Source organism: Anabaena sp. PCC 7938 (assembly GCF_049315035.1).
In the GTDB taxonomy this organism is placed as follows: domain Bacteria; phylum Cyanobacteriota; class Cyanobacteriia; order Cyanobacteriales; family Nostocaceae; genus Anabaena; species Anabaena cylindrica.
This window is the reverse complement of record NZ_CP186034.1, coordinates 1,270,549-1,293,167: the sequence shown is the minus strand read 5'-3', so window position 1 is coordinate 1,293,167 and position 22,619 is coordinate 1,270,549. Positions and strand designations below refer to the sequence as shown.

Genomic DNA, 22,619 nt, shown 5'->3' with positions numbered 1-22,619 from the left:
TATTTTCAGCTTCTCTCCCACCTTCAAGTCTCCCTAAAAAGTGGAGAAGTTTAATTAAGAATTGGTCATTTCTGCAAAAGCGTGAGAAGTTATTTCTGATTCTTGATGGCTGAATTGTTGTAATTTATTTGCTAAATCTGCTGTGAGACGTTTAGCATTTCGTTTTGAACAACCATTGATATAATCTGCAACTTTTATGGCTTCCCCAATGTGAATGTTCACATCTGTACCCCAGTTGGGATAAGGTTGGCTGTAATTAATGCCAACGGGGAGAATTTTTACTTCTAAGCCTGGGTGATTAGATTCAGCAGTCAAAGCTAAACGCGCAATTCCCGGTTTTAATGTGTGAACTTTGCCATCACGGTAAATTCCACCTTCGGGATAAATTACTAACATTTCTCTGTGTGCCATTAACTCTACTGCATGACGCAAAGTAGCGATCGCAGGACGTTGGGTATCGACAGGAAAACCTCCCATACGGCGGACAAACCAGCCTTGCATTCCTTGACACTCACTACTTGTGACCATAAACCGCAAATCTCGCCCAGTGACACTACGACCAACCGCGTAGGGTAATAGTATTGAATCCCAACGAGAACGGTGGGTAGGGGCAAAAATTACTGGAGAATTTGCGGGGATATTTTCTTGTCCAGTGATATTAATGTTACCAAAAAACAAGGGTAAAACAAAGTTGCGTCCCAAAAAATACGCCAGGGGAGTTAACCAAGGCGAAATCCTGGAGGTACTAGAAGCCACCTGAGGATTTACGGGTTGATTTGTTAATTGAGATTGAGAGTTAGTAGAAGCAGAGTGAAGTTCCATGATGACGGTGGCTGCTAGTTAGCGGGTAAAATGTGATGCAAATTTGATTATGTCCACCGTAGATTTTCTTGGTAACTTGTGGATTGTGATCTGGACAGTTTTACCTCTGTCTGTTAATTTTGGGTTTGTCGCTTAGTAGCAAACCAAGTCTGCAATTGCTGACGACAAGCTGATTCTAGAATGCCTCCAACTACTTGTAGGCGGTGATTAGAAGCTGGGCTGTCGGGTATGTTGATAACAGTACGAATTGCGCCAGTTTTGGTATCGTCTACTCCATAGACAAGTGTCGCTAAACGTGCATGAGCGATCGCACCAGCACACATGGGACACGGTTCTAGAGTTACATAAAGAGTACATTGAAGCAAGCGCCAACTTTGCAAGTTTTTTGCAGCTGCGCGAATAGCAATAATTTCTGCGTGTGCTGTGGGGTCTTGGTCGCGTTCTTTCCTATTTTCTCCTTCGGCTATTAATTTGCCTTCTGGGTCAATAATTACCGCACCTACGGGAACTTCACCAGCATCACCTGCCACCTGTGCTAATGCTAGGGCGTGATTCATCCATTTTTGATGTTTTAGATATTCTGGATGTTCAGGAAACATGAATTTATATCACGCAGAGGCGCAGAGTCTCAGAGAGTATGTCAAGTAGCGGCTTGATTTAGCAATGGGTCAAGTTGACCTTTTGTATCCATTGCATACAGGTCATCACAACCGCCTATGTGTTGGTTATTAATGAAAATCTGGGGGACGCTGCGGCGACTGTTGGCGCGTTCTGCCATGTTTGCTCTTGCTGTTTCGTCACCGTCAATTTTGTATTCGGTGAATTTAACGCCTTTCCACCATAACAGCAGCTTGGCGCGGATGCAGTAAGGGCAGGTTTGCCAGGTATATATTTCCACGTTGGCTTGAACACGTTCTGGATGGCGACCAAGGAAGGAATTGAGGAAGTCGAGCATATTCTGAATCTTAGAAATATTTGTTAATTATCTCTAGCCTAGAACATTCTCACGGAAATACAAAATTACGCATATTGTCTTTCATCTTGGACACATTCGAGATTAATAGCAGTAAAACTTAACTTTTTTCTATATGTATCCGCACTTTGGTAGACTTGAAAACTGAAATAGCCGATAAAACGACGCTAAAACAAGCAATTGAAAGGGTAGACTTTGTGGAAAATACACTTGGGCTAGAGATTATTGAAGTAGTTGAGCAAGCAGCGATCGCTTCCTCGAAGTGGATGGGTAAGGGCGAAAAGAACACTGCTGATGAAGTAGCTGTGGAAGCCATGCGCGAACGGATGAACAAAATCCATATGCGCGGACGCATTGTTATCGGTGAAGGCGAACGTGACGAAGCTCCTATGCTCTACATTGGGGAAGAAGTTGGTATCTGTACTCAACCAGATGCTAAAAATTTCTGTAACCCTGATGAACTAGTTGAAATTGACATTGCTGTTGACCCTTGCGAAGGTACTAACCTCGTTGCTTACGGTCAAAATGGCTCAATGGCAGTTTTGGCAATTTCCGAAAAAGGCGGTTTGTTTGCAGCGCCTGATTTCTATATGCGTAAACTCGCAGCACCAGCAGCGGCTAAAGGTCATGTTGATATCAACAAATCTGCTACAGAAAACCTGAAAATCCTTTCTGAGTGCTTAAACCGCGCTGTTGAGGAATTGGTCGTAGTAGTGATGGATCGTCCCCGTCACAAAGAACTTATTCAAGAAATTCGCACCGCTGGTGCCAGAGTTAGACTCATCAGTGATGGTGACGTTTCTGCTGCTATCTCTTGTGCTTTCGCTGGTACTAATATTCATGCTTTGATGGGTATCGGTGCAGCACCTGAAGGTGTAATTTCCGCCGCTGCTTTACGTTGCTTGGGTGGACACTTCCAAGGACAACTGATTTATGATCCAGAAGTAGTGCAAACAGGTTTAATTGGCGAAAGCAGAGAAGGTAATCTGGCTCGTTTGAAGGAAATGGGTATTACTGATGGAGACCGTGTTTATGATGCCCATGAATTAGCTTCTGGTAATACAGTGCTATTTGCAGCTTGCGGTATCACACCCGGAACTCTGATGGATGGTGTCCGTTTCTTCCACGGTGGTGCTAGAACCCAAAGCTTGGTTATTTCTAGCCAATCTAAAACCGCTCGATTTGTGGATACAGTTCACTTGTTTGAAGAACCCAAGGTTATTCAACTGCGGTAGTAACTTTCACTGGTGATTGGTGATTGGTGATTGGTGATTGGGAATAATGTCTTACCCATCACCTGTTACCCATTACCCATCACCCATTACAAATTACCCATTACCAATTACCAATTTAAGAAATGAATATTGCAGTGGTAGGGTTAAGCCATAAAACAGCCCCAGTAGAAGTTAGAGAAAAGCTAAGTATTCCTGAACCTCAAACCGAAAGTGCGATCGCTCATCTTCTCAGCTATCCTCATATTGATGAAGTCGCCATCCTTAGCACCTGTAACCGCCTAGAAATTTACATTGTTAGCAGTGAAATCACCCAAGGTCTTCAGGAAGTTACTCAGTTTCTTTCTGAGCATAGCAAGTTACCTGTTGTGTCTCTGCGACAACACCTGTTTATGTTGCTGCATAACGACGCTGTAATGCATATAATGCGGGTATCCGCTGGTTTAGATAGTCTCGTCCTTGGTGAAGGTCAAATTCTGGCTCAGGTGAAAAATACTCACAAACTGGGACAGCAATACAATGGTATAAAAACAATTTTAAATCGCCTATTTAAACAAGCTTTAACAGCGGGTAAACGGGTTCGCACTGAAACTAGTATCGGTACTGGTGCAGTCTCCATTAGTTCGGCGGCTGTGGAATTAGCCCAGATGAAATTAGAAAATTTATCTCCCTACCGTGTAGCAATTTTGGGCGCTGGTAAGATGTCCCGGTTGCTCGTTCAACACCTAATTTCTAAAGGTGCAACTCAGATTAGTATTGTTAATCGTTCCCGTGAACGGGCTGAAGAATTAGCGAAGTTGTTTCCAGAACAACCAATCCAAATCCATCTGCTTCCAGAAATGATGGCAGTAATTGCCGCAAGTGATATTGTATTTACAAGTACTTCAGCAACAGAACCAATTCTTGATCGTGCTAAGTTGGAAATGGTTTTAGAACCAAACCATTCACTGATGTTATTTGATATTTCTGTACCTCGTAACGTTGATGCAGATGTGAACGACTTGGCAAATGTGCAAGCCTTTAACGTGGACGATTTAAAGGCGGTTGTAGCGCAAAATTACGAAAGCCGTCGGAAAATGGCACAGGAAGCCGAAAAACTTTTAGATGAAGAAGTAGAAGCTTTTGATGTGTGGTGGCGTAGTTTGGAAACTGTATCTACAATTAGTTCTCTGCGGAATAAAGTTGAAACTATCCGCGAACAGGAACTAGAAAAGGCTTTATCTCGCTTAGGTTCAGAATTTGGGGAAAAACACCAAGAAGTGATTGAGGCTTTAACAAGAGGTATTGTTAATAAAATATTACATGATCCAATGGTGCAATTACGAGCGCAACAAGATGTTGAAGCTAGGCGTAACTGTATGCAAACTCTGCAAATGTTATTTAACCTAGACGCAGGGAAGCAGTTTAGCTGAAATCAAGAGGAGGCAGGGGGCAGGAGTTCGGAGTTCGGAGGGCAAGAGTCAGAAGAAAAAGAGAATAAAAAAACTACCTATTCCCTTCTTCTCTTACTGTCACCTGTAACCTGTAACCTGTCACCTATTCCCTATTCCCTATTCCCTTACATTTTGAACTGTTCTAGCTGCTTGGTTTGTTCTTCGAGTCTCACGGCCAAGCGATCGCATACTAAATCACATAATTGGAATAAAATTGGATCAGCTATTTCATAAATTACGCTAACTCCCTCCGGCGTTCTTTTGACAATCCCCGCTTGAGTTAAAATTTTTAGATGCTTTGACACGTTTGCTTGTCCTAATCCAGTCTGTGTAATAATCTCGGTTACACTCTTCTCTCCAGTTTTCAAACAACATAACACCTGTAACCGGCTGACTTCAGACAGGACTTTGAAATAATCTGCAACTTGACTCAGGGCTTTTGGAAATATATCTGACATAAAAAACTAAAAATATTTGATGACATCTATTTACTATACTACTATATGGTAATATAATAAGAAGGTAAGCAAGAGACGATTACAAAAAATGTTATTCCGCCAACTTTTTGACAACGAATCTAGCACATATACTTACCTAATCGCTGACGAGACAACAGCAGCAGCGATTTTAGTAGATCCAGTTTTAGAACAGGTAGAACGGGATTTACAACTAATTGAGGAATTAGGTTTGACGTTGCGATACTGCTTAGAAACTCATATTCATGCAGATCATATTACTGGTACTGGTAAATTACGTCAATTAACCGGATGTTTGGGAATTGTTCCAGCAAACGCCCCTGTTACCTGTGCTGATAGACAGATTAGGGACCAAGAAATTATACAACTAGATGGAATAACCATTCAAGCGATCGCAACACCAGGACATACAGACAGTCATGCAGCTTATTTAGTCAATGGAGAAAAATTATTAACTGGAGATTCCTTATTAATTCGTGGTTGCGGAAGAACAGATTTTCAAAGCGGAAATGCAGGAACTTTATTTGATGTCATCACTCAAAAATTATTTACACTTCCCGACGAAACCTTAATTTATCCAGGACATGATTACAAAGGTTTTACAGTTTCCACAATTGGAGAAGAAAAGAAATATAATCTCCGATTTCAAGGACATAACCGGGACACTTATATTAACCTTATGTCCAATTTAAACTTACCAAATCCGCAAAAAATCATGGCAGCAGTACCAGCAAATCAACATTGCGGTAGTGCAGTTTGAATTAACAATTAATTTCAGCAATTACATCAAAATTAAAACAATGACAACATCCATCAATTCTCAATTGCAATTAGTTGATGCTGCTACTGTTCAAAAATTGATTGAACAACAAAAAATCCAACTAATAGATGTACGCGAACCTTCAGAATATGCAGCAGAACATATTCCCAACGCTCAACTTTTACCACTTTCTAAATTTCAGATAGAACAAGTATCTTTAACTCAAGGTAAAGAAATTGTAATTTACTGCTTATCAGGAAATCGCTCAAATCAAGCAGCAAAAAAACTCCTCAATGCTGGATTTACAGAATTTAAGCAATTAGAGGGAGGAATCACAGCTTGGAAACAGTCAGGATATCCAACCCAACTCAATAAAAATGCTCCCATTAGTTTAATGCGTCAAATGCAAATTGTCGCTGGAACCTTAGTATTTACAGGAACGGTATTAGGTGCATTTATTTCTCCTTGGTTTTTAATTCTGAGTGGTTTTGTAGGAACAGGTTTAGTATTTGCAGGAGTCACTAATACCTGTGCAATGGGAATGCTATTAGCAAAATTGCCTTACAACCAGCAGGGATAGAATTTTAGAGACATTCAAATTATACAATCTTGTCAGATGGACATTGAAAACTGGACGGACTAGAAGTCCATCCCACAAGAATTCATTGGATATTTTTTGATTTGTAAATCCCTTAATAGACGTTTTATATATCCTAAACTTCCCGCATTGTAAGGTATTCAAGACTTACGCAACTGGCTTGCTTTGTAGGGTGCATCAGACCTATAAATTGATTATTATCAACAGATTTACGATATCTGACGCACCTGCAAAAGATATTAAATGTGACACTTATGTAAGTCCTAGTATCTACATTTAACGAATAGATTTCAATTACGAATTACGAATTATGATGACATGGATATTAGGGCATATTTTAGCATCTGGTATTGGTATTAGTTTAGGATTAATAGGTGGAGGTGGTTCTGTTTTAGCATTACCAATTTTAGTTTATGTAATGGGAGTACCAACTAAATCTGCCATTGCCATGACTTTAGTAATTGTCGGAACAGTGAGTTTTATTGGTGTGATTCCTCACTGGAGAAAAGGAAATATCAATTATCAAAAAGCATACATTTTTGGTTCTGCTACCATGTTGGGTGCTTTTATGGGTGCAAAAATTGCAGCTTTGCCATTTATTACTGGCAGTTTACAAATGTTGCTATTTGCAATTATGATGTTGTTGGCAGCAGGTTTAATGATTCAGAAAGGTTCCAAAAAAGCTGCTAATAAATCTCCAGAAGAACCTGATTTAGAACTTTATCCCCCACCAATTTGTAAGTACTGCTGGTTATGGTTATTAACTGAAGGGTTAGGAGTAGGAATTCTAACAGGATTAGTAGGAGTTGGGGGAGGTTTTGCGATTGTTCCGGCTTTAGTGATTTTAGGTAAAATGCCGATGAAAGAAGCAATTGGGACTTCTTTATTGATTTTAGTTGCTAATTCTGTAGCTGGATTTTTAGGGTATTTGGGACAAGTTGAATTAGATTGGAAATTAATAGTAACGTTTATTGTTGCTGCCAGTTTAGGCAGCTTTTTAGGTGCTTATTTATCTCAGTTTATTGATGGTAAAAAGTTGCAAAAATATTTTGGTTATTTTTTAATAGCTGTAGCCACTTTTGTTTTATTTCAAAATCAAAGTGCATTCCAGAGAAAGAGATCGTCAGTCAGTTGGCAACATAGAAGTTATACAGTAGGAATAATAGAAAGTAAAAATATTAAATTATAGCAAATTGTATTTCTGTCTTTGTTAGAAGGATATTTTAAAATGTTGGGTTTCCTAACGTCAACCCAACCTACAGAAATATAAACAATTAAGCACAAATATGAAAAATATAACGAATTAAGCTGCTTTTAATGACTTTCCTACAGTTTCCGGTTCTGGTAAAGGTTGTCCATCTTCCAAATAAGATGAAATCAGCATTTCTAACACTTCCTGAGCATTCTTTAAAGCCTCCTCATAAGTGTCTCCATGAGTACATGGCTGCATCACATCTGTAAAATCTGGTAATGAAGCTACATAACATTCATCTTCATTTGACCATTGAATAATTATTGTATATTTCATTCCTCTAATTCCTCCTTTTCCTCTGCTTCTATTTTATTTAATTCTGCTATTGCTTCATTAAATTGCTTCTCTAAATATTGTTTAGCATCACTACTATCTTTACCTGCAATTATAATAGCTTTAGATAATTTTGGATGTATCCATTTGCTATGACTTCCCTTTGCAGGTTTATATGTAAACCCTGATTGGAGTAATAAACTTTTCAGTTCTCTAATTTTCTTGGGCATATCTAATATAACTTTATTGTCCCAAATATGCTTCTAAAACCTTGGGATCTTTTTGGATTTCTGCGGGAGTACCGACGGCTAAATTTTGTCCTTCTGCTAATACCCACACGCGATCGCACAAAGACATAATGACATCCATATTATGCTCAATAATTAAAAACGTTAGACCGTCTTCACGGTTCCAGGTGAGAATGCGATCGCAAATATCGTCAATCAATCGCGGATTCACTCCCGCTGCTGGCTCATCTAATAAGATTAACTTAGGATTAGTCATCAATGCCCTTCCCATTTCCAGGAGTTTGCGCTGTCCCCCAGACAAACCACCAGCGTAATCATCGGCTTTTTTTTCCAACCCCACAGACTCTAACAAAAACATCGCTTGTTCTTTTAGCTGCTTTTCTTCTTTAGCGACAATATGCGCTTGAAATTGGGTTTGCCAGAAATTCTCACCAGTTTGTTTTTGCGCTGCTAACAGCATATTTTCTAATACCGACAACCGCGAAAGAGTTCGCGCTACTTGAAACGTGCGGATTAGTCCTTGCTGGGCAATTTGGTATGGTTGCAAATTGTGAATGGGTTCACCATCAAAAATCACTCTACCTTGATCGGGATGGATGAAATTGGAGAGTAAATTAAATAAAGTAGTTTTACCAGCACCATTGGGGCCTATTAAGCCGGTAATGCTGCCCTTTGTAACTTCGATATTGGCATCTTTGACAGCTTGGATACCACCAAAACTTTTACAAAGTCCACTAGCTGCTAAGAGGGGAAGTTGGTTATTTACCATAATAAATTCATTTTCAATTTTTGCGTTTTTCCTTAACCAATTAAAAATTACCAATTACTTACCAAGAGTGAGTTCTTCCTTTTTCCCTAAGATACCTTGAGGCCGCCAAATCATCAGTACCATAAGAATTAGACCAATGAACATAACCCGAAAAGCACCGATACGTTCTACATCTAAAGGGACGATTTTTGGTAAAAATTCCCGTGTTAGGGCATCGTAAGCAAAATAAATCACTGCGCCTAAGATTGTGCCAATATTATTCCCAGAACCGCCTAAAATCACCATAATCCAAGCATCAAAAGTGAGTTGGGGTTGAAAATTATCAGGATAAATGGCGCTAAGTTGCCAAGCGAAGAAAGCACCAGCAATACCTGCGATCGCACCGCCTAGCATTAATGATTGTAATTTATACCAAAAAACGTTTTTACCTAAAGCTTTGGGAATTTCTTCATCTTCGCGGATAGCTTTGAGAATTCTACCCCAGGGCGATCGCACTAAAAATTCTAAACGCCAAAATACAAACGCCAATACCGACAACGCTAACAACATCAAACCCGCTTTGGGGTTGTAGTTATATAGTCCAATTACACCAGCAACATAAATCGCTAATGTCAACAGTCCTAATATCGTACCCACTCCCAAACGCGAAGCAAATTCTTGTTTACTGCTATTATTTTTAGCTACATTATTAGTCCGCGATATTCTGGCAGATTTTACCCAACGCCACAACGAAAAGAAAGTCACAATTGCCAAGAAAGTCAGCACACCAATCATGAGTAATCGCAAAAATAAATTTGGCGTTGCATCCAATGGTATAGTATAAGTTTGTACACCAAAGGCCCCAGATACCCAGGCATCACCCACCGGTAACTCCTGGTTATTTACCACCAAACGAATCAACTCCCCCGTGCCAATAGTGACAATAGACAAATAATCAGCCCGTAACCGCAAAGTTGCAAAACCAATTACCAAACCCAACAAAGCGGCAACAATCGCCCCCGCTATAGCTGAAAATAGTAGAGGGACACCCTTTAAACTTAACAAAACGGTGGTGTATGCTCCCAAGGTCATAAAAGCAATATGACCAAAGTTAATTAACCCCGTAAAGCCCCACTGTAAATTCAATCCCAGTGCAAACAGTGCAAAGGTAGCCGTAGAAATAGCTAGAAAAATCAGATATTCAATCATAATGGGTCATTGGTCGTTGGTTGTTGGTCGTTATTTCGCCCCACCTTCCCATTCCCCGATGCAGGTGGAATAGATTGTAGTGTACCTTGGGTATTGTCAAGATTAACTTGAAATATTTCTATTTTCGTTAGGGTGTATTTGAGCAATTCAGATTATGAACTTACTACGGATTAGAATGCATCATCTGATTGAGCAATTAGCAGATGAAGACCTGCAAAATTCTTGGGAGTTTCTCCAAGCCTTGCATTTTGATTGTTATATGCTTAAATCCATAGAACAAGTTAAGCCATCACAGCATCCGTGGGACATACTAACCCATGACGAGGCCATGCGGCTATTGATGTTCCTCTAAGAGGATGTTTGAAAAGTGGTTGCTGATGTATTAAAAACTTTAGATCCTCCTAAATCCACGCCACTTGCTACAAGTCGGGAAACCCGCCCAAAGCAGTGGCTCTCCTTAAAAAGGAGGACTTTGACTCTAGTTCCCCCCTTGTTAAGGGGGGTTAGGGGGGATCATTGAGTGTCTAAAATCACCATCCGAAACTTTTCAAACACCCTCTAAGTCAGATATGAAGAAAGAGTCAATACAATCTGCCGGTTGCATAAAATTCCTTCTGTAGCTTGCTTTCCTGAAAGGGTATTCTGACTCCTGACTTCCGTATTCTGTTTGATAAAAGTTAGCAAACAAAAATTTGGTGAGCAAGTGAATCTGGAAGTGCGCTATGCTAGGTCTTTTTTAATAGACCTCAAAAGTTTAGAACCTGTAGCTTATGTACGGGTTTATGATTTTGTCTTTGTTGAGTGTGCTGGCCAAAAATGGCAATTGCATGGACTCCCAGAATTGAGAAAGCTTGATGATGATGGGGTTTTTTATCGCTTCACTATAGATAATTATCTTATAGGCATAGAAATTAGGGGTGAAATAGTCAAATTTTTGCGTGTCATTCCTATGCCAGATGTGTAAGGAAGAGTTCGGAGTTCGGAAGTTTAGGAGTAAAACCTTTTTATAGCGAAATTTTTATCATTTTATGAATTAAAAATTAACAGGCTATCTAAAGTTATACGAATTACGAATTATTTTAATTTTCTTAGTAACTTACGTAAGCTGAAAAAGCTATCTGATTTTAGTAGGAATTTGAATTATAAACTGCGTTCCCTTTCCTTCGGCAGAAAAGCACTCTAGCAAGCCATTATGTTTTTCTGTGATGATTTGATAGCTAATCGAAAGCCCTAGACCAGTTCCTTTACCCACAGATTTAGTTGTGTAGAAAGGGTCAAAGATACGGTGTTTGAGGGATTTTGGTATTCCCATTCCATTATCAGCAATAATAATTTTAATTATGTTTTGATTAATCAGTTTTGTAGAAATTGTAATGCAATTGGGTTCGTTGACAACTTGTTGATTATGGCAATTAATATTTTTTTGTTCTATAGCATCAATAGCATTACTAATGATATTCATAAACACCTGATTCAATTGCCCTGCATAACATTCTACTAAAGGTAAATCACCATAATTTTTAATCAGTTGAATTTTTGCACGTTCCGGGGTGGCTTTCATGCGGTTATGTAAAATGGTAATGGTACTATCAATTCCTTCATGCAGATTTACATTCTTAACTTCGGATTCATCTAAGCGTGAGAAGTTGCGTAAAGAAAGAACAATTTCCCGAATCCTTTTAGTACCTATTAGCATAGATTGGAGGACTTTTTTAATATCTTCAGTCAGAAATTCTAGATCAATGGCTGCGATTTCTTCCTGAATTTCTAGTGATGGTTCGGGATAGTTTTGCTGATATAGATTTAGCAGACGTAATAAATCTTGAGTATATTCCTCAATATGACTGAGATTACCGTGAATAAAGTTAACGGGATTATTAATTTCGTGAGCTACACCTGCTACCATTTGCCCCAAACTAGACATTTTTTCACTCTGAATCATTTGGAGTTGGGTTTGTTGTAGTTCTATTAAAGCTTGCTCTAGTTGATTTGTCTTTTGTTTTAATGCTGCATCTGCTTGTTTGCGGTCAGTGATATCCCGCGAGATACCTACGGTTTGAGTTACAGAGCCTTCGGTATCAAAAATGGCGTTTTTGATGGTGCTGAAAGTATGAACTACTCCATCATAACGAGTGATTTTTTCTTCTATGATCAGGGTTTTGCCTGTATTGAAAACATAAGCATCATCTTGAATATATTGCTGTGTATAATCGGGATTATTAAATGGAGCATCTATAATTGTCTGGAGTTGTTCCAGGGTCATGCCGTAATAATCACGAAAGGCTTTGTTAGCATAAACAATGCGTGATTCTGCACCTTTACAAAGGACAAAATCTGGCATGGAATCGAGGATTTGTTGATAGAGATTTTTGGTTTCTAGTAATTCTTTCTCTGCGTGCTTACGGTCTGTTATTTCCAGGTTAGTGCCAATAATCCGATAAATTTTACCTTGGGTATTTTTCAAAGGAGAAAGTGTTGTAAAAAACCATTGTGTTTCTTGGCCAAAGTGGACTGATTCTTCGTAGGAGATGGAAGTTCCTGCTTTGATACACCGCCGATAGTTCTGTTCAAAGCTGACACTGACGACTTCTCCAAATGCTTCAACTAGAGTTTTTCCCTGAATTTGTTCAGTGGTCAGGCCGATCATTTGTTCAATTAATGGATTGAAACCAACGAGGCGAAATTCGTCAGTTTCTGTGACATCTACTACAAAAATACCCAGTTCTACTGTTGCATAAATGGTTTGCAGGAAGTCTTCTCGTTGACGCAACTTTTCTTCTACCTGTTTGCGTTCTGTGACGTTGCGGCAAACAACGACACCTCCTTTAATTTCGCCATTGTCATCTTTGATGGGTCTGCCACTAATATTTGTCCAGATTCCCTCTGGTGCTTGCTGGTGTCGGCTAAACAATTCAACATTTTCAAAAGTTTCGCCTTTTAAGCTGCGTACTAGGGGAATTTCTGCTGCTGGAAGTGGGGTAATCTGATCTGGGAGAAAGAGTCCATAATGCTGTGACCATTCCTCTGGTTGGATATCTGTAGAACCGCTACCATACATTTGTACAGCAGCTGAGTTAAAGAGAAATTTTCCGTTTATATCGGTGACGACCACTGCATCGCTCATACTATTGAGAATGAGTTCTAGGAGATTGGTTTTTTCGGGGAGTTCTGTTTCAACAAGTTGATCGCTTTTTCGATCTGTGTCTTGATATTGGCTGGCTGGGCTGTGATTTGACTCAGAGTTTCGTAAATGTGCTAACTCCTGTTCTAATTGAGCGACCCGTTGCTGTAAGGTGCTTATTTCTTGTTTGAGGGCATTGACTTCATTTGTGGGCATTTCAGGAGTTTCAGAAAACTGAGTCATATCAAATCCAATAGCGTTTGCATGATGGAACAATCACTTTAGACACTGAGACGAATAATAGAAATTATAAGTCAGAGATAAATTAAAGACGGCAAAATTCCAGTTATGCTGAAAAACTCCGTCTTTCCCTTGCCGATTAGAAACTGTATAAGACAAAGCAGGGATCGCCAGAACCATACATTAAACTGGAGTTTGACAACAATATATTTGAGATTTCCCTCTTATGGATGCTAAGGCACTTTGGCAACGATACCAAGATTGGTTATATTTCCACGAGGGATTAGGACTGTATCTAGATATTAGCCGGATGCGGTTCGATGATGCCTTTGTGAAATCGTTGCAGCCGAGGTTTGATAAAGCGTTTGCCGATATGGTAGAACTGGAAAAAGGTGCGATCGCAAATCCAGATGAAAACCGCATGGTAGGACATTACTGGTTGCGGAATCCAGATTTAGCACCGACACCAGAACTGACTCAAGAAATAGTCCAAACCTTAGAACAAATCGAAGCTTTTGCAGATCAGGTACACACTGGTGCGATTCATCCCCCCAAGGAAAGCCGCTTCACAGATATTATTTCCATCGGTATTGGTGGTTCAGCTTTGGGTCCCCAATTTGTAGCAGAAGCCCTTTCCCCTGATTATTCCCCCACTAAATATTCACTTTATCGACAATTCCGATCCTGCCGGAATCGATCGCACTCTCACTCAACTCAAAGATCGCCTTGCCAGCACTCTGGTATTGGTAATTTCCAAATCTGGGGGAACTCCTGAACCCCGTAACGGCATGATTGAGGTGAAAAAAGCCTATACTGCCCAAAATTTAGATTTTTCTAAATATGCGATCGCTATTACCGGCGTAGATAGCAACTTAGATAAAGTCGCAAAATCAGAAAATTGGTTAGCCCGGTTCACCATGTATGACTGGGTAGGTGGACGTACCTCAGAAATGTCTGCTGTAGGGCTAGTACCTGCCGCATTACAGGGCATTGATGTCCGTGCCATGCTAGATGGTGCCAAAGAAATGGATGATGCCACCCGCGTCCCTAATCTCAAGAATAACCCAGCCGCTTTATTAGCGATCGCTTGGTATTTCTCTGGAAATGGCAAAGGTGAAAAGGATATGGTTGTCCTCCCTTACAAAGACAGCTTGTTGCTATTTAGTCGCTATTTGCAACAACTGGTAATGGAATCTTTGGGTAAAGAAAAAGACTTAGACGGTAAAACCGTTTATCAAGGTATCGCCGTTTATGGTAACAAAGGTTCAACCGACCAACACGCTTATGTACAGCAATTGCGGGAAGGTGTACCCAATTTCTTTGCAACCTTGATTGAAGTCTTAGAAGATCGTCAAGGAAAATCCACAGAAGTTGATCCTGGTGTCACTTCTGGTGATTATCTCTCTGGTTTTCTGTTAGGAACACGTCAAGCACTGTATGAGAATAACCGCGATTCCATTACAGTCAGCATTCCTCAAGTTAATGCTCGCACAGTTGGCGCGTTAATTGCATTGTATGAACGGGCTGTAGGTTTATATGCCAGTTTAGTTAATGTCAACGCTTATCACCAACCAGGAGTAGAAGCTGGTAAAAAAGCTGCCGCTGTCATTCTCGATTTACAAAAACGAGTTTTGGAAGTTTTGGCAAAAGAAAAGAAAGCACTTTCTATTACTGAAGTTGCTGATAAAGCCGGCGTTGCTAATGAAGTTGAAGCAATTTACAAAATTCTCCGTCATTTACACGCTAATAATCGCGGTGTGGTGTTAACTGGTGATTTAGCTAAACCAGGAAGTTTAACTGTTTCTCTCGGTTAATAATATTCTCTTCGTTAATTAATTAGATCCTCGATTTCTTTAGGAAGTCGGGGATTTCGTTTTTGGATAATTTTGATATTGAGATGATTATAGTCTTTCCCCAACCCTCCCCTTGGTAAGGGGAGGGTGCGCGACAGCGCGGGTGGGGTGTATTTCATGAGCTTGGGAATTGCTATATACTAAAACCGGGTTAAAAGTGTCATTCTGATAGCGCAGCGTGGCGTTAGCCATACGAAGTGTATAGGCTCTAGAATCTCCGAGATACTTCTCTACGAGACGTTACGCTCAGTATGAAATCAGTTCAGGTTTTACCCTTTTGCAGTATATTTGTTACTATTAACATAGTTGTAAAAAGCAAGGTTACAAATATGTTAACGTCAGAACCACAAAGAAGAAGAGGAAGAATTTTTCCTGAACTGACTTTATCACCAGAAGAATTAGCTAGACGTAAAGCAGAAGATGAAGTATTCTACCAACGTTGCTGGGCAATTTTTGAGCGTTTGCGTCCTGAGTTGATCAAAGAACATTACGGTTGGTATATTGCTATAGAGCCAGAGAGTGGTGATTATTTCGTTGATCAGAATAAGGAAGTTGCTAGTAAACAAGCACGGGATAAACACCCTAATATGATACATTTTTTATTTGGCATCAATGAAACTGGAGTAACTGGCAGAATATGATACAGGGTTATTTTGGTGATGGGGGACGGTTATATTTTGAAGTTGAATTAATTACTGCTGATGCTTTAAATCTGCCTGTGGATGCTTTATTTGATACAGGCTTTACAGGCTTTATGGCTATTAACAAACAAGATTTAGACGGGTTAAATTGGTCATTTATATCCAAGGAAAAGTTACGCACTGCACAGGGAGAATCACGATTTGATCTTTATTAAGGTAAGGTAATATTGAATAATCAAGAGTATGAAATTCCTGTTTATGCTGGAGATGAATTGACGGAGATTTTATTGGGTTCTCAGTGGTTGGAGTTTTTGCCTTTGGTGGTGAATTTTCAAGCTGGTGTTTTGACTTTGGGATGACTAAGTTTATGATTAGTAATAGGATATATATATTATGAATATTCAAATTCAACCAGAATTAGAGCAAATTATCCAAGCGCAAATTGCTACAGGTAGATATGCAAATCCTGAAGAGGTTATTAGTAAAGCTTTAAAGTTGCTTTTGGAGTGGGAAAAAGTTATCAGCTTTGGGTTGAAGAAACACGAGAAAAGGTTGAGATTGCTATTGAACAATTAGACAGAGGGGAAGGTATTGACGGGGAAGTTGTGATTGAAAAGTTGCGGGATAAGTTGCGTAAAGCCAGAGAAATGCAAGGATGAAATAGCATATTATTTCTCCAGAATCAATTTGGGATTTATCAGAAATTATTGATTATTTTGTGAGTAGGAATATTGATGCTGGAGATCGTTTTGTTGATGAGTTTGACAAGAAATGTATACTAAAAACGGGTTAAAAGTGTCATTCTGAACGAAGTGAAGAATCTCCGAGATACTTCTCTACGAGACGCTCCGCGAACGCTGCACTACGTTACGCTCAGTATGACATAAGTCCAGATTTCACCCGTTTACAGTATAAATATTTAGCTAATTTTCCCAATATGGGACGTAGCTATGCAAATGTTAAAGCTGATTTGCGAGGTGTTCTTTTAGATAGTTATATTATTTTTTATCGAGTTATTGACAATGGAATTGAAATTGTCCGTGTAGTTAGTGGTTATCGAAATTTAGAATCTTTATTTGCGGAATTGGATGAGTAAAAAATAAAGTTTAATTAATTGGTAAGTCGCGTAAGTAGTAAAATTTATCGGTTTTCCGATCATTTGATTTAATTCTTCCTAAATATCCCGTTAGGGGTGATGATAGTTCTATCAGTAAATCATGAGCTATTTCATCTGTTAGTTTTGGGTTATGAGTCACGTTGTAATGAACACGAATTTCTGTAACTGTAACCTGTTGATGTACTGATGATGAAATTTCAGTTTCTTGCTTAGAGAGTTCTCGAACGGTTTTGATAATATTTGAACGCAATTTAATACCTTGCCAGATATTATCAATATAACGATTTACTTTATCATCGGCTGCTTCTCCAAAAGGTTCGTTTTCTAAGTGTGGTTTTAAATTTAATAAATCTATTGAACCTGGGTGTTTTGCTTTTAATTCAACTAATTTTTGTAAAGTTTCTGGACGAATCACGTTCATTTGATTTCCTTTTGCAGTTAATTCAGCAGGTTTTGTTAATTCACCAGCAGCCATAATAATTTTGATGCAACTATTATATTCTTGTTGTAAATGCTTATATCCCAGTTTTACAAGTTGTGCTGCTGTACCATCAGGTACTCTTTCTGTTTTAGTAGCTTTACATTCTCCTACGACTCTATAAGGATACTCACAATAAAAATCTAACCCACCAGCACCACCTAATTTATCAGGATCTAGGTTAGCTTGAGAATTGGTATTAGAACAAGAAAAGCCTAATTTGACGAAGCTTTTGCGGACTAGTTTTTCAAACTCATTACCATCACTAGAATTGCCAACTTTAGCGATTGTTTTTATCCAAGATAAGTCTTTCTCAGTGGATTTAATCAGCGTGTCAGTACTCCAACCTAAAAATACTTGAATGTCATTTTCTAATTGCTGTGCTGCTTGGTTGATGTTAGCTATTTGTGATAATTCACTTTGTAATTCTTCTAATTCACGATTTTGAAAAGGTTTTAGATTTTCTAATTGACGTTTACGTTTAGAAAATATTTGATCACTTAATACAGGTTTATCTTCAGAACCAGAAATGTTAGGTAAAGCCACAAATCTACCTAGTTTATCTTGAAGATTTGGATTAACTGGAACTTCAGCAAACTGAGGTAAATGATAAACGCGCAAATAAGCCAGAAAAATATTTTCATGTTTCTGTATTATTACCTCAAATGCTTCTGGTGTCCAGATTGTTAATTGAGATAAAACATCTAAAGGTTTAGTTTTATCTAGAATTTGGCAAAGTTCGCATCTAACCCAAGCTTTAATTAAGACTTTATCAGAATTAATTTGCTTGATAGCAGTTTGAGCAGTGGGTAAAAAATTTGTACGGTAGTATTGCTGAATTGAGAGGGGAATTGTTGAAGTATCAACAGGATAAAGAGAAAATCTCTGCCCAGGACGAAGAAACATTCTGGGTAAAGCTGCAATTGTTCGTCCCTCTATTAAAGCTTTAATATCAGGAACAGGTAAACACAATGCTGTTGGAAGTGAAAACGACTGATTCATTTTTATTTAGCGTTTATGTTTATATTCTCAGTATTTCCAGCACTTTGAGGAATACTAATAGGTAATCCATCATCTGTTAAGTTAGTGGGTTCTTGTCCAGAAGGATCACTCAAAATTTCTCGAATTAGAGGATTTTTGATAGCAATTTGTTTCTGTTTGATAAATTCAAAAATCTGCTCCTCTGTTAATTCGTAGCTGTCACGATTTTCCCAAACATAAAATATAGCCAAAAGAGGTTTAATGTCGTGACTTTGCAAACTTACCCACTCTCCACCTTGTTCTTGCAAAAGTTTTCTCAAGTTTTCTCTAGCTGCTGATGCATTAGTACCAATTTTCTTAGAACGCACTAAGCAACCACGAGTTAAATCAAATCTTTTGTAGTCAATTAGTTTACCCAAAGCTGCTGTAACACCAACACCTCCTGATGTTTGTAAAACATCTACTCCAATTTTGATTTTTTGTTGATTTCCAACAATTTTAAAATCAAGATGACCGTCATAGGGTATATCTTCAATTTTTTCAATTGTTACTCCTTCTACGGTTTCTCCTATCAATCTTTCAAAAGAAAATTTAAGAGCTTTAGAAATTTCTAATTCATCATCTAGCAGCAAATTTATAGAATTTTTCAAATGTACTAATTCACTCTGAAAGTACGGTTTAACAGGATTGGAATCTATTGGAGTAACTGGATCTGGATCAATAATCGTCTCATTAGGCTTAGGAACAAAATTATCTGCACACCATTTCAAAACTGCTCTGATAGTAGGTTTTCCTTTGCCAAGTGCTTTAAGTTTAATTTCGTCAAATGGGTAAAGAGGATGAGGTGGTGTTTGTTTATGTTTATGATAAAAATCTTGTAACCATGTTTGAACTAGAGCTAAAATATCATCAGAATTGAGATATTTTAACGCTATTGGTTGTCTATCAGTTTGTTCACTAACTAATCTATCAATTACTGCTTCTGCTTGTGGTAATGTCCTGATTTGTTGATTCCATGTATCAGGATACATTGCCAGTAGTAAAACACTTTTTTGAAGGTTGTTATATAAATCCTTCGTTAAATTAGCGATAACTTGTGCCGCTGTAAATCCATTATCAGCAATGTCAGCAATATCTAATTCATCAAAGCAAATAACTGGAATTCTATAATCGCTAATGATATCTAGAATTTGACGAACATTACTTAATGCTTCAGATTCTCTATCTTCATATTTAGGATTTGGTAGTCCCATTACTTGAGCGTGTTCTTCTGGTAATTTTTGTCCTGATAGCCAGTAGTTGGCATAATTAACATAGGGTTTAGAAAGTGTCCATAATATTGCTTGAATCATATAAGGGTTACTAATGTTAGGTTTTTTTTGCTCAATAGTTATTCGCAATTTATCAACGGCTTTAGGTGAATGTTGTTTTAACCAATTTGGAAATACACTACTAATATATTGTTCTGGAGTATAGTTTTTTTGTGCAACTTCATTAATTAATGCTGCTGCTATTTCTTGCCACTGCATTACATCAGGTCTAGCAAATGCTCTCAGACTAGATGTAACACTTTGCAAAAATTGATTTTGAATTTGATTCAGGTTATCATATCTACTCATGTAGATAAATAGGCTGTCTTGTCTTGTTTGTAATTGATGACGAATTCTACTAATAATGTGACTTTTTCCTAGTCCTTTTTCGGCTACAATCGTTATACTAGTTGTTTGAAGATGACCTTGATTTACTTTAGCAATTGCATCAAATACAGCATTAGAAGCATGAGCATTAATTGAAGGAACATCAGGAAAACTTTTACCCCATATTTGCTGAGGTCTAACTACAATATGTCCTGCAAATGGGTTTTGAGTTTTAATTAATTCATCAATGCTAGATGTGTCAGAAGTCATAATAGTATGAGGTTAGTGTGTGAAAAGTCAAATGATATTTAAGCTTTCAAAAGTTTGGCGTAACAACGTAATCCATCTAGTTCTGTAGTGACAGAATCTTCTATTTTGTCAGGTGCGCTATCTTCTACACTCCCTCCTTGAAGTTGGAAAATATCATCAGCTTGCATTTCTAGCAAAAAATCATTAAATTCTGTACGATTAACTCGTTCTCCTATTACTCTTCTAATACGATAAATAGGTACTAAATTATTAAAGTTGTGTTCATAATTTAATTTGTCATAAACATCCAACGCTACAGACTTAAACTCCTCATAAGAACCAATTAACCCAGCTTTAACCCCATTACCTGACGCAACCGACTTGCTTACCACAACATCAATTTGAGCTATCCACCGCAACAACGCATTAGCAGCCCAAGTACCAATAATATTCCCCTCAAACTTAAAATCACCACTACGCAAACCCTCACCCAGCACTTCTAAACCGGTTGGTGATGTGAGAGTATAAGTAGCTGAAGATCCTTTTTTGGAGATAGCGATCGCACTCTGTGCTTCCAAATCCTCTAAAATACCCTGATAGTCGGTCATCTTTTGACCCTTAGACACTATCCGCTTGCTTAATTGACCCCTAGCCACTTTCTGCTGATTTGCTCCCAAATCCCACAACGCAAGTAGCAAGCGTGTTTGAGCGTAACCTGCCTGTAAATCCTTTGTCTTTGGACTCATGATAGTGTGTGTTAAATAACTAACATTATTATAATAATGATTGTATTTTTTATTGCGTCAAAGTAAAAACATTGTTTATTTTCTAGATATTGCTCACAAATAGCTGAATTTATCAACCTAAAAAGCAACCGAGAATTTACGTGATTTATAAATCAACCCATCACATAATACAGAAAAAAGTGTGATATTAGTTATTTAATTAAGATGTTTTTAAAGTCTAGTTTTGTATCAAGATTCACCTTAATTATCCGGTGGATAACTTGATCAAAGTCCTCCTTAAAAAGGAGGATCTCAAGTTTGTTATCCCTCAGCCATAACTTTTAAAACATCCTCTTATAAAAGCAAAAATCTAAACTCAATTCATAATGAAGATAACAACCCAATAAAAATAATATAGCGGTATGCATTTGAATGAAATACATCATAGCCCCCTCCTCGCTTGTCTACGGTGTACACACAAGTCAAAAAAAGTTTGATTTTTCATTGTTCTCTCGTTTATCTCGTTCCCATGCTCTGCATGGGAATGCTGCTCATTGAGGCTCTGCCTCCAATCTGGCATTGAGTCTCTGACTCAAAGAATGCATTCCCAGTCGGAGACTGGGAACGAGGAAATCGTGTTGAATTTCATAATTACTAATGAATAGTTCTTTGCCCTTAGCAGCACCACTTTGTTTATAATTATTCATCCCATACTGTAATTCCCATTCGTGAATATTTGCCCATTGAAAATTATCTCGAATTTGTGGTGAATCATCGTAAGTAATCAACCAACTGTGAGGACATGATTTTAAATCATCAGCAAATCTTTCATGATTAAATCCAGTATGTAAACTTCCTTTTTTTCCATATAACTTAGATTTTTCAGCTTTGAAATATGGCGGATCTAAAAATATGAAAATATCTTTGCCTTCTATATTTAAGATTTGACTATAATCTAAATTAGTAATTTTTATATCTGCTGTTAAAATATCTGCTAATTTCTCTAAACGATCTATAGACGAATCAGTAAACCTGGTATGAAAAGCTTCCATAGAAAAACCACCAGATTCTACAGTCCCTGAAAAGGTAATTCTATTAAGAACAAAGAAACGTACTGCTCTTTCTAAATCTGATAAACTCTCAACATCTACTGTAGTTAAATCTGAAAACAATAATTTTCCATCTTGATATTTTTCTTTGATATAACGAATTTCTGCAACTAATTTAGATAAATCAGATTGAGCTAAATGCCAAAAAAGAAATAATTCTTCGTTTAAATCATTAATCCAAATCTTTAATTGAGGATATTTTTGTTTTAAGTAAATAAAAACAGAACCACCCCCAACAAAAGGTTCTCTAAATTCTGAAAAGCTTTCTGGTAAATATTCAGATATTTGTTTAATTGCTCTTGATTTACCACCAGGATAACGGAGAGGACTTTTAATCATCACGAAATAATATTATATAATTTTTAGATTTTGATAAATTCTGTAAAATGTATAACTTCAACAGTTAATGTAAAATCTTTTGAAGTAATGTCTAAGAGGATGTTT

The 22,619-nt window shown here is 38.0% G+C and carries 23 protein-coding genes and 3 pseudogenes; 12 read left to right on the top strand and 14 right to left on the bottom strand.

Annotated features, from left to right (window positions below; genetic code table 11):
• Nucleotides 1-54: 54 nt before the first annotated feature.
• From ACOWPH_RS06135 to grxC, 3 genes are all read right to left on the bottom strand, one after another.
• The gene (locus tag ACOWPH_RS06135; RefSeq protein WP_015214541.1) at nt 55-822 is read right to left on the bottom strand and encodes a lysophospholipid acyltransferase family protein; all 768 of its coding nucleotides are present in this window, start codon (nt 820-822) and stop codon (nt 55-57) included.
• Between the two features lie 113 nt (nt 823-935).
• Nucleotides 936-1,421, bottom strand: coding sequence for a tRNA adenosine(34) deaminase TadA (tadA, locus tag ACOWPH_RS06130; protein ID WP_015214540.1), 486 nt, complete (start codon nt 1,419-1,421; stop codon nt 936-938).
• Nucleotides 1,422-1,462: 41 nt separating this feature from the next.
• Nucleotides 1,463-1,777 carry a glutaredoxin 3 gene (gene grxC / locus ACOWPH_RS06125; RefSeq protein ID WP_015214539.1) on the bottom strand — a complete coding sequence of 105 codons (315 nt, stop codon included), beginning with the start codon at nt 1,775-1,777 and terminating at the stop codon, nt 1,463-1,465.
• Nucleotides 1,778-1,992: 215 nt separating this feature from the next.
• On the opposite strand from grxC, the gene glpX reads away from it, so the two are divergent.
• A complete protein-coding gene (gene glpX / locus ACOWPH_RS06120; RefSeq protein ID WP_042465971.1) occupies nt 1,993-3,030 on the top strand; it encodes a class II fructose-bisphosphatase in 1,038 nt (345 codons plus the stop codon).
• A gap of 122 nt (nt 3,031-3,152) precedes the next feature.
• On the top strand, nt 3,153-4,439 hold the full coding sequence (locus ACOWPH_RS06115) for a glutamyl-tRNA reductase (protein WP_015214537.1): 1,287 nt from the start codon (nt 3,153-3,155) through the stop codon (nt 4,437-4,439).
• Nucleotides 4,440-4,585: 146 nt separating this feature from the next.
• Here the strand turns inward: ACOWPH_RS06115 and ACOWPH_RS06110 are convergent, their stop codons facing one another.
• Nucleotides 4,586-4,918 (bottom strand): ArsR/SmtB family transcription factor, encoded by a 333-nt coding sequence (locus ACOWPH_RS06110; RefSeq protein WP_015214536.1) that lies wholly within the window; start codon nt 4,916-4,918, stop codon nt 4,586-4,588.
• A gap of 88 nt (nt 4,919-5,006) precedes the next feature.
• Between ACOWPH_RS06110 and ACOWPH_RS06105 the strand changes: the two genes are divergently transcribed.
• From ACOWPH_RS06105 to ACOWPH_RS06095, 3 genes are all read left to right on the top strand, one after another.
• Nucleotides 5,007-5,696: an MBL fold metallo-hydrolase gene (locus ACOWPH_RS06105; protein ID WP_015214535.1), complete on the top strand. Its 690-nt coding sequence runs from the start codon at nt 5,007-5,009 to the stop codon at nt 5,694-5,696.
• A 40-nt stretch (nt 5,697-5,736) separates the two neighbouring features.
• Entirely contained in the window at nt 5,737-6,276 is a 540-nt protein-coding gene (locus ACOWPH_RS06100; protein ID WP_015214534.1) for a rhodanese-like domain-containing protein, read from the top strand.
• Between the two features lie 331 nt (nt 6,277-6,607).
• Nucleotides 6,608-7,483 (top strand): sulfite exporter TauE/SafE family protein, encoded by an 876-nt coding sequence (locus tag ACOWPH_RS06095; RefSeq protein ID WP_199327479.1) that lies wholly within the window; start codon nt 6,608-6,610, stop codon nt 7,481-7,483.
• Nucleotides 7,484-7,597: 114 nt separating this feature from the next.
• On the opposite strand, the gene ACOWPH_RS06090 is transcribed toward ACOWPH_RS06095, so the two are convergent.
• Genes ACOWPH_RS06090 through ACOWPH_RS06070 form a run of 5 tightly spaced genes read right to left on the bottom strand, consistent with a single transcriptional unit; the run spans nt 7,598 to nt 10,170 of the window.
• On the bottom strand, nt 7,598-7,822 hold the full coding sequence (locus tag ACOWPH_RS06090; protein WP_015214532.1) for a type II toxin-antitoxin system HicB family antitoxin: 225 nt from the start codon (nt 7,820-7,822) through the stop codon (nt 7,598-7,600).
• Nucleotides 7,819-8,049 carry a type II toxin-antitoxin system HicA family toxin gene (locus ACOWPH_RS06085; protein ID WP_015214531.1) on the bottom strand — a complete coding sequence of 77 codons (231 nt, stop codon included), beginning with the start codon at nt 8,047-8,049 and terminating at the stop codon, nt 7,819-7,821. Before ACOWPH_RS06085 ends, ACOWPH_RS06090 begins: the two co-directional genes overlap by 4 nt.
• A 13-nt stretch (nt 8,050-8,062) precedes the next feature.
• Complete coding sequence (locus ACOWPH_RS06080) at nt 8,063-8,836, bottom strand: ABC transporter ATP-binding protein (protein ID WP_015214530.1); 774 nt, start codon at nt 8,834-8,836, stop codon at nt 8,063-8,065.
• 54 nt (nt 8,837-8,890) lie between these two features.
• On the bottom strand, nt 8,891-10,024 hold the full coding sequence (locus tag ACOWPH_RS06075; RefSeq protein ID WP_015214529.1) for a branched-chain amino acid ABC transporter permease: 1,134 nt from the start codon (nt 10,022-10,024) through the stop codon (nt 8,891-8,893).
• The gene (locus ACOWPH_RS06070) at nt 10,021-10,170 is read right to left on the bottom strand and encodes a hypothetical protein (protein WP_250855152.1); all 150 of its coding nucleotides are present in this window, start codon (nt 10,168-10,170) and stop codon (nt 10,021-10,023) included. The genes ACOWPH_RS06075 and ACOWPH_RS06070 overlap by 4 nt, the downstream gene beginning before the upstream one ends.
• Nucleotides 10,171-10,178: 8 nt before the next feature.
• Here ACOWPH_RS06070 and ACOWPH_RS06065 point away from each other — a divergent pair, with 8 nt between their 5' ends.
• Nucleotides 10,179-10,376: a hypothetical protein gene (locus ACOWPH_RS06065; RefSeq protein WP_015214528.1), complete on the top strand. Its 198-nt coding sequence runs from the start codon at nt 10,179-10,181 to the stop codon at nt 10,374-10,376.
• Between the two features lie 351 nt (nt 10,377-10,727).
• Nucleotides 10,728-10,988: a hypothetical protein gene (locus ACOWPH_RS06060; protein ID WP_015214527.1), complete on the top strand. Its 261-nt coding sequence runs from the start codon at nt 10,728-10,730 to the stop codon at nt 10,986-10,988.
• A 150-nt stretch (nt 10,989-11,138) separates the two neighbouring features.
• Here the strand turns inward: ACOWPH_RS06060 and ACOWPH_RS06055 are convergent, their stop codons facing one another.
• On the bottom strand, nt 11,139-13,388 hold the full coding sequence (locus tag ACOWPH_RS06055; RefSeq protein ID WP_015214526.1) for a PAS domain-containing protein: 2,250 nt from the start codon (nt 13,386-13,388) through the stop codon (nt 11,139-11,141).
• A 223-nt stretch (nt 13,389-13,611) separates the two neighbouring features.
• On the opposite strand from ACOWPH_RS06055, the pseudogene ACOWPH_RS06050 reads away from it, so the two are divergent.
• From ACOWPH_RS06050 to ACOWPH_RS06030, 5 genes and pseudogenes are all read left to right on the top strand, one after another.
• Nucleotides 13,612-15,199: pseudogene (locus ACOWPH_RS06050) on the top strand (glucose-6-phosphate isomerase).
• 368 nt (nt 15,200-15,567) lie between these two features.
• Entirely contained in the window at nt 15,568-15,879 is a 312-nt protein-coding gene (locus ACOWPH_RS06045) for a hypothetical protein (protein ID WP_015214524.1), read from the top strand.
• Nucleotides 15,876-16,238: pseudogene (locus ACOWPH_RS06040) on the top strand (aspartyl protease). The gene ACOWPH_RS06045 and the pseudogene ACOWPH_RS06040 overlap by 4 nt, the downstream one beginning before the upstream one ends.
• A gap of 34 nt (nt 16,239-16,272) precedes the next feature.
• Nucleotides 16,273-16,538 (top strand): annotated as a pseudogene (locus tag ACOWPH_RS06035) (ribbon-helix-helix domain-containing protein).
• A 224-nt stretch (nt 16,539-16,762) separates the two neighbouring features.
• A complete protein-coding gene (locus ACOWPH_RS06030) occupies nt 16,763-16,975 on the top strand; it encodes a type II toxin-antitoxin system RelE/ParE family toxin (RefSeq protein WP_081593685.1) in 213 nt (70 codons plus the stop codon).
• Between the two features lie 10 nt (nt 16,976-16,985).
• On the opposite strand, the gene ACOWPH_RS06025 is transcribed toward ACOWPH_RS06030, so the two are convergent.
• From ACOWPH_RS06025 to ACOWPH_RS06010, 4 genes are all read right to left on the bottom strand, one after another.
• A complete protein-coding gene (locus ACOWPH_RS06025; RefSeq protein ID WP_015214522.1) occupies nt 16,986-18,476 on the bottom strand; it encodes a DUF1802 family protein in 1,491 nt (496 codons plus the stop codon).
• A 2-nt stretch (nt 18,477-18,478) separates the two neighbouring features.
• Complete coding sequence (locus tag ACOWPH_RS06020) at nt 18,479-20,362, bottom strand: hypothetical protein (protein ID WP_015214521.1); 1,884 nt, start codon at nt 20,360-20,362, stop codon at nt 18,479-18,481.
• 38 nt (nt 20,363-20,400) lie between these two features.
• Nucleotides 20,401-21,087, bottom strand: coding sequence for a hypothetical protein (locus ACOWPH_RS06015; RefSeq protein ID WP_015214520.1), 687 nt, complete (start codon nt 21,085-21,087; stop codon nt 20,401-20,403).
• A gap of 530 nt (nt 21,088-21,617) precedes the next feature.
• Nucleotides 21,618-22,514, bottom strand: a complete 897-nt coding sequence (locus tag ACOWPH_RS06010) for a DNA adenine methylase (RefSeq protein ID WP_015214519.1) — start codon at nt 22,512-22,514, stop codon at nt 21,618-21,620.
• Nucleotides 22,515-22,619: the final 105 nt, after the last annotated feature.

Bases quoted from the DNA above. Each gene is read 5' to 3' on its own strand.
- ACOWPH_RS06015 (WP_015214520.1), bottom strand. From the start codon at position 21,087: ATGAGTCCAAAGACAAAGGATTTACAGGCAGGTTACGCTCAAACACGC.
- ACOWPH_RS06135 (WP_015214541.1), bottom strand. From the start codon at position 822: ATGGAACTTCACTCTGCTTCTACTAACTCTCAATCTCAATTAACAAAT.
- tadA (WP_015214540.1), bottom strand. From the start codon at position 1,421: ATGTTTCCTGAACATCCAGAATATCTAAAACATCAAAAATGGATGAAT.
- ACOWPH_RS06045 (WP_015214524.1), top strand. From the start codon at position 15,568: ATGTTAACGTCAGAACCACAAAGAAGAAGAGGAAGAATTTTTCCTGAA.
- grxC (WP_015214539.1), bottom strand. From the start codon at position 1,777: ATGCTCGACTTCCTCAATTCCTTCCTTGGTCGCCATCCAGAACGTGTT.
- ACOWPH_RS06010 (WP_015214519.1), bottom strand. From the start codon at position 22,514: ATGATTAAAAGTCCTCTCCGTTATCCTGGTGGTAAATCAAGAGCAATT.
- ACOWPH_RS06055 (WP_015214526.1), bottom strand. From the start codon at position 13,388: ATGACTCAGTTTTCTGAAACTCCTGAAATGCCCACAAATGAAGTCAAT.
- ACOWPH_RS06025 (WP_015214522.1), bottom strand. From the start codon at position 18,476: ATGAATCAGTCGTTTTCACTTCCAACAGCATTGTGTTTACCTGTTCCT.
- ACOWPH_RS06075 (WP_015214529.1), bottom strand. From the start codon at position 10,024: ATGATTGAATATCTGATTTTTCTAGCTATTTCTACGGCTACCTTTGCA.
- ACOWPH_RS06095 (WP_199327479.1), top strand. From the start codon at position 6,608: ATGACATGGATATTAGGGCATATTTTAGCATCTGGTATTGGTATTAGT.
- ACOWPH_RS06090 (WP_015214532.1), bottom strand. From the start codon at position 7,822: ATGAAATATACAATAATTATTCAATGGTCAAATGAAGATGAATGTTAT.
- ACOWPH_RS06110 (WP_015214536.1), bottom strand. From the start codon at position 4,918: ATGTCAGATATATTTCCAAAAGCCCTGAGTCAAGTTGCAGATTATTTC.
- ACOWPH_RS06115 (WP_015214537.1), top strand. From the start codon at position 3,153: ATGAATATTGCAGTGGTAGGGTTAAGCCATAAAACAGCCCCAGTAGAA.
- ACOWPH_RS06085 (WP_015214531.1), bottom strand. From the start codon at position 8,049: ATGCCCAAGAAAATTAGAGAACTGAAAAGTTTATTACTCCAATCAGGG.
- ACOWPH_RS06080 (WP_015214530.1), bottom strand. From the start codon at position 8,836: ATGGTAAATAACCAACTTCCCCTCTTAGCAGCTAGTGGACTTTGTAAA.
- ACOWPH_RS06065 (WP_015214528.1), top strand. From the start codon at position 10,179: ATGAACTTACTACGGATTAGAATGCATCATCTGATTGAGCAATTAGCA.
- ACOWPH_RS06020 (WP_015214521.1), bottom strand. From the start codon at position 20,362: ATGACTTCTGACACATCTAGCATTGATGAATTAATTAAAACTCAAAAC.
- ACOWPH_RS06100 (WP_015214534.1), top strand. From the start codon at position 5,737: ATGACAACATCCATCAATTCTCAATTGCAATTAGTTGATGCTGCTACT.
- ACOWPH_RS06105 (WP_015214535.1), top strand. From the start codon at position 5,007: ATGTTATTCCGCCAACTTTTTGACAACGAATCTAGCACATATACTTAC.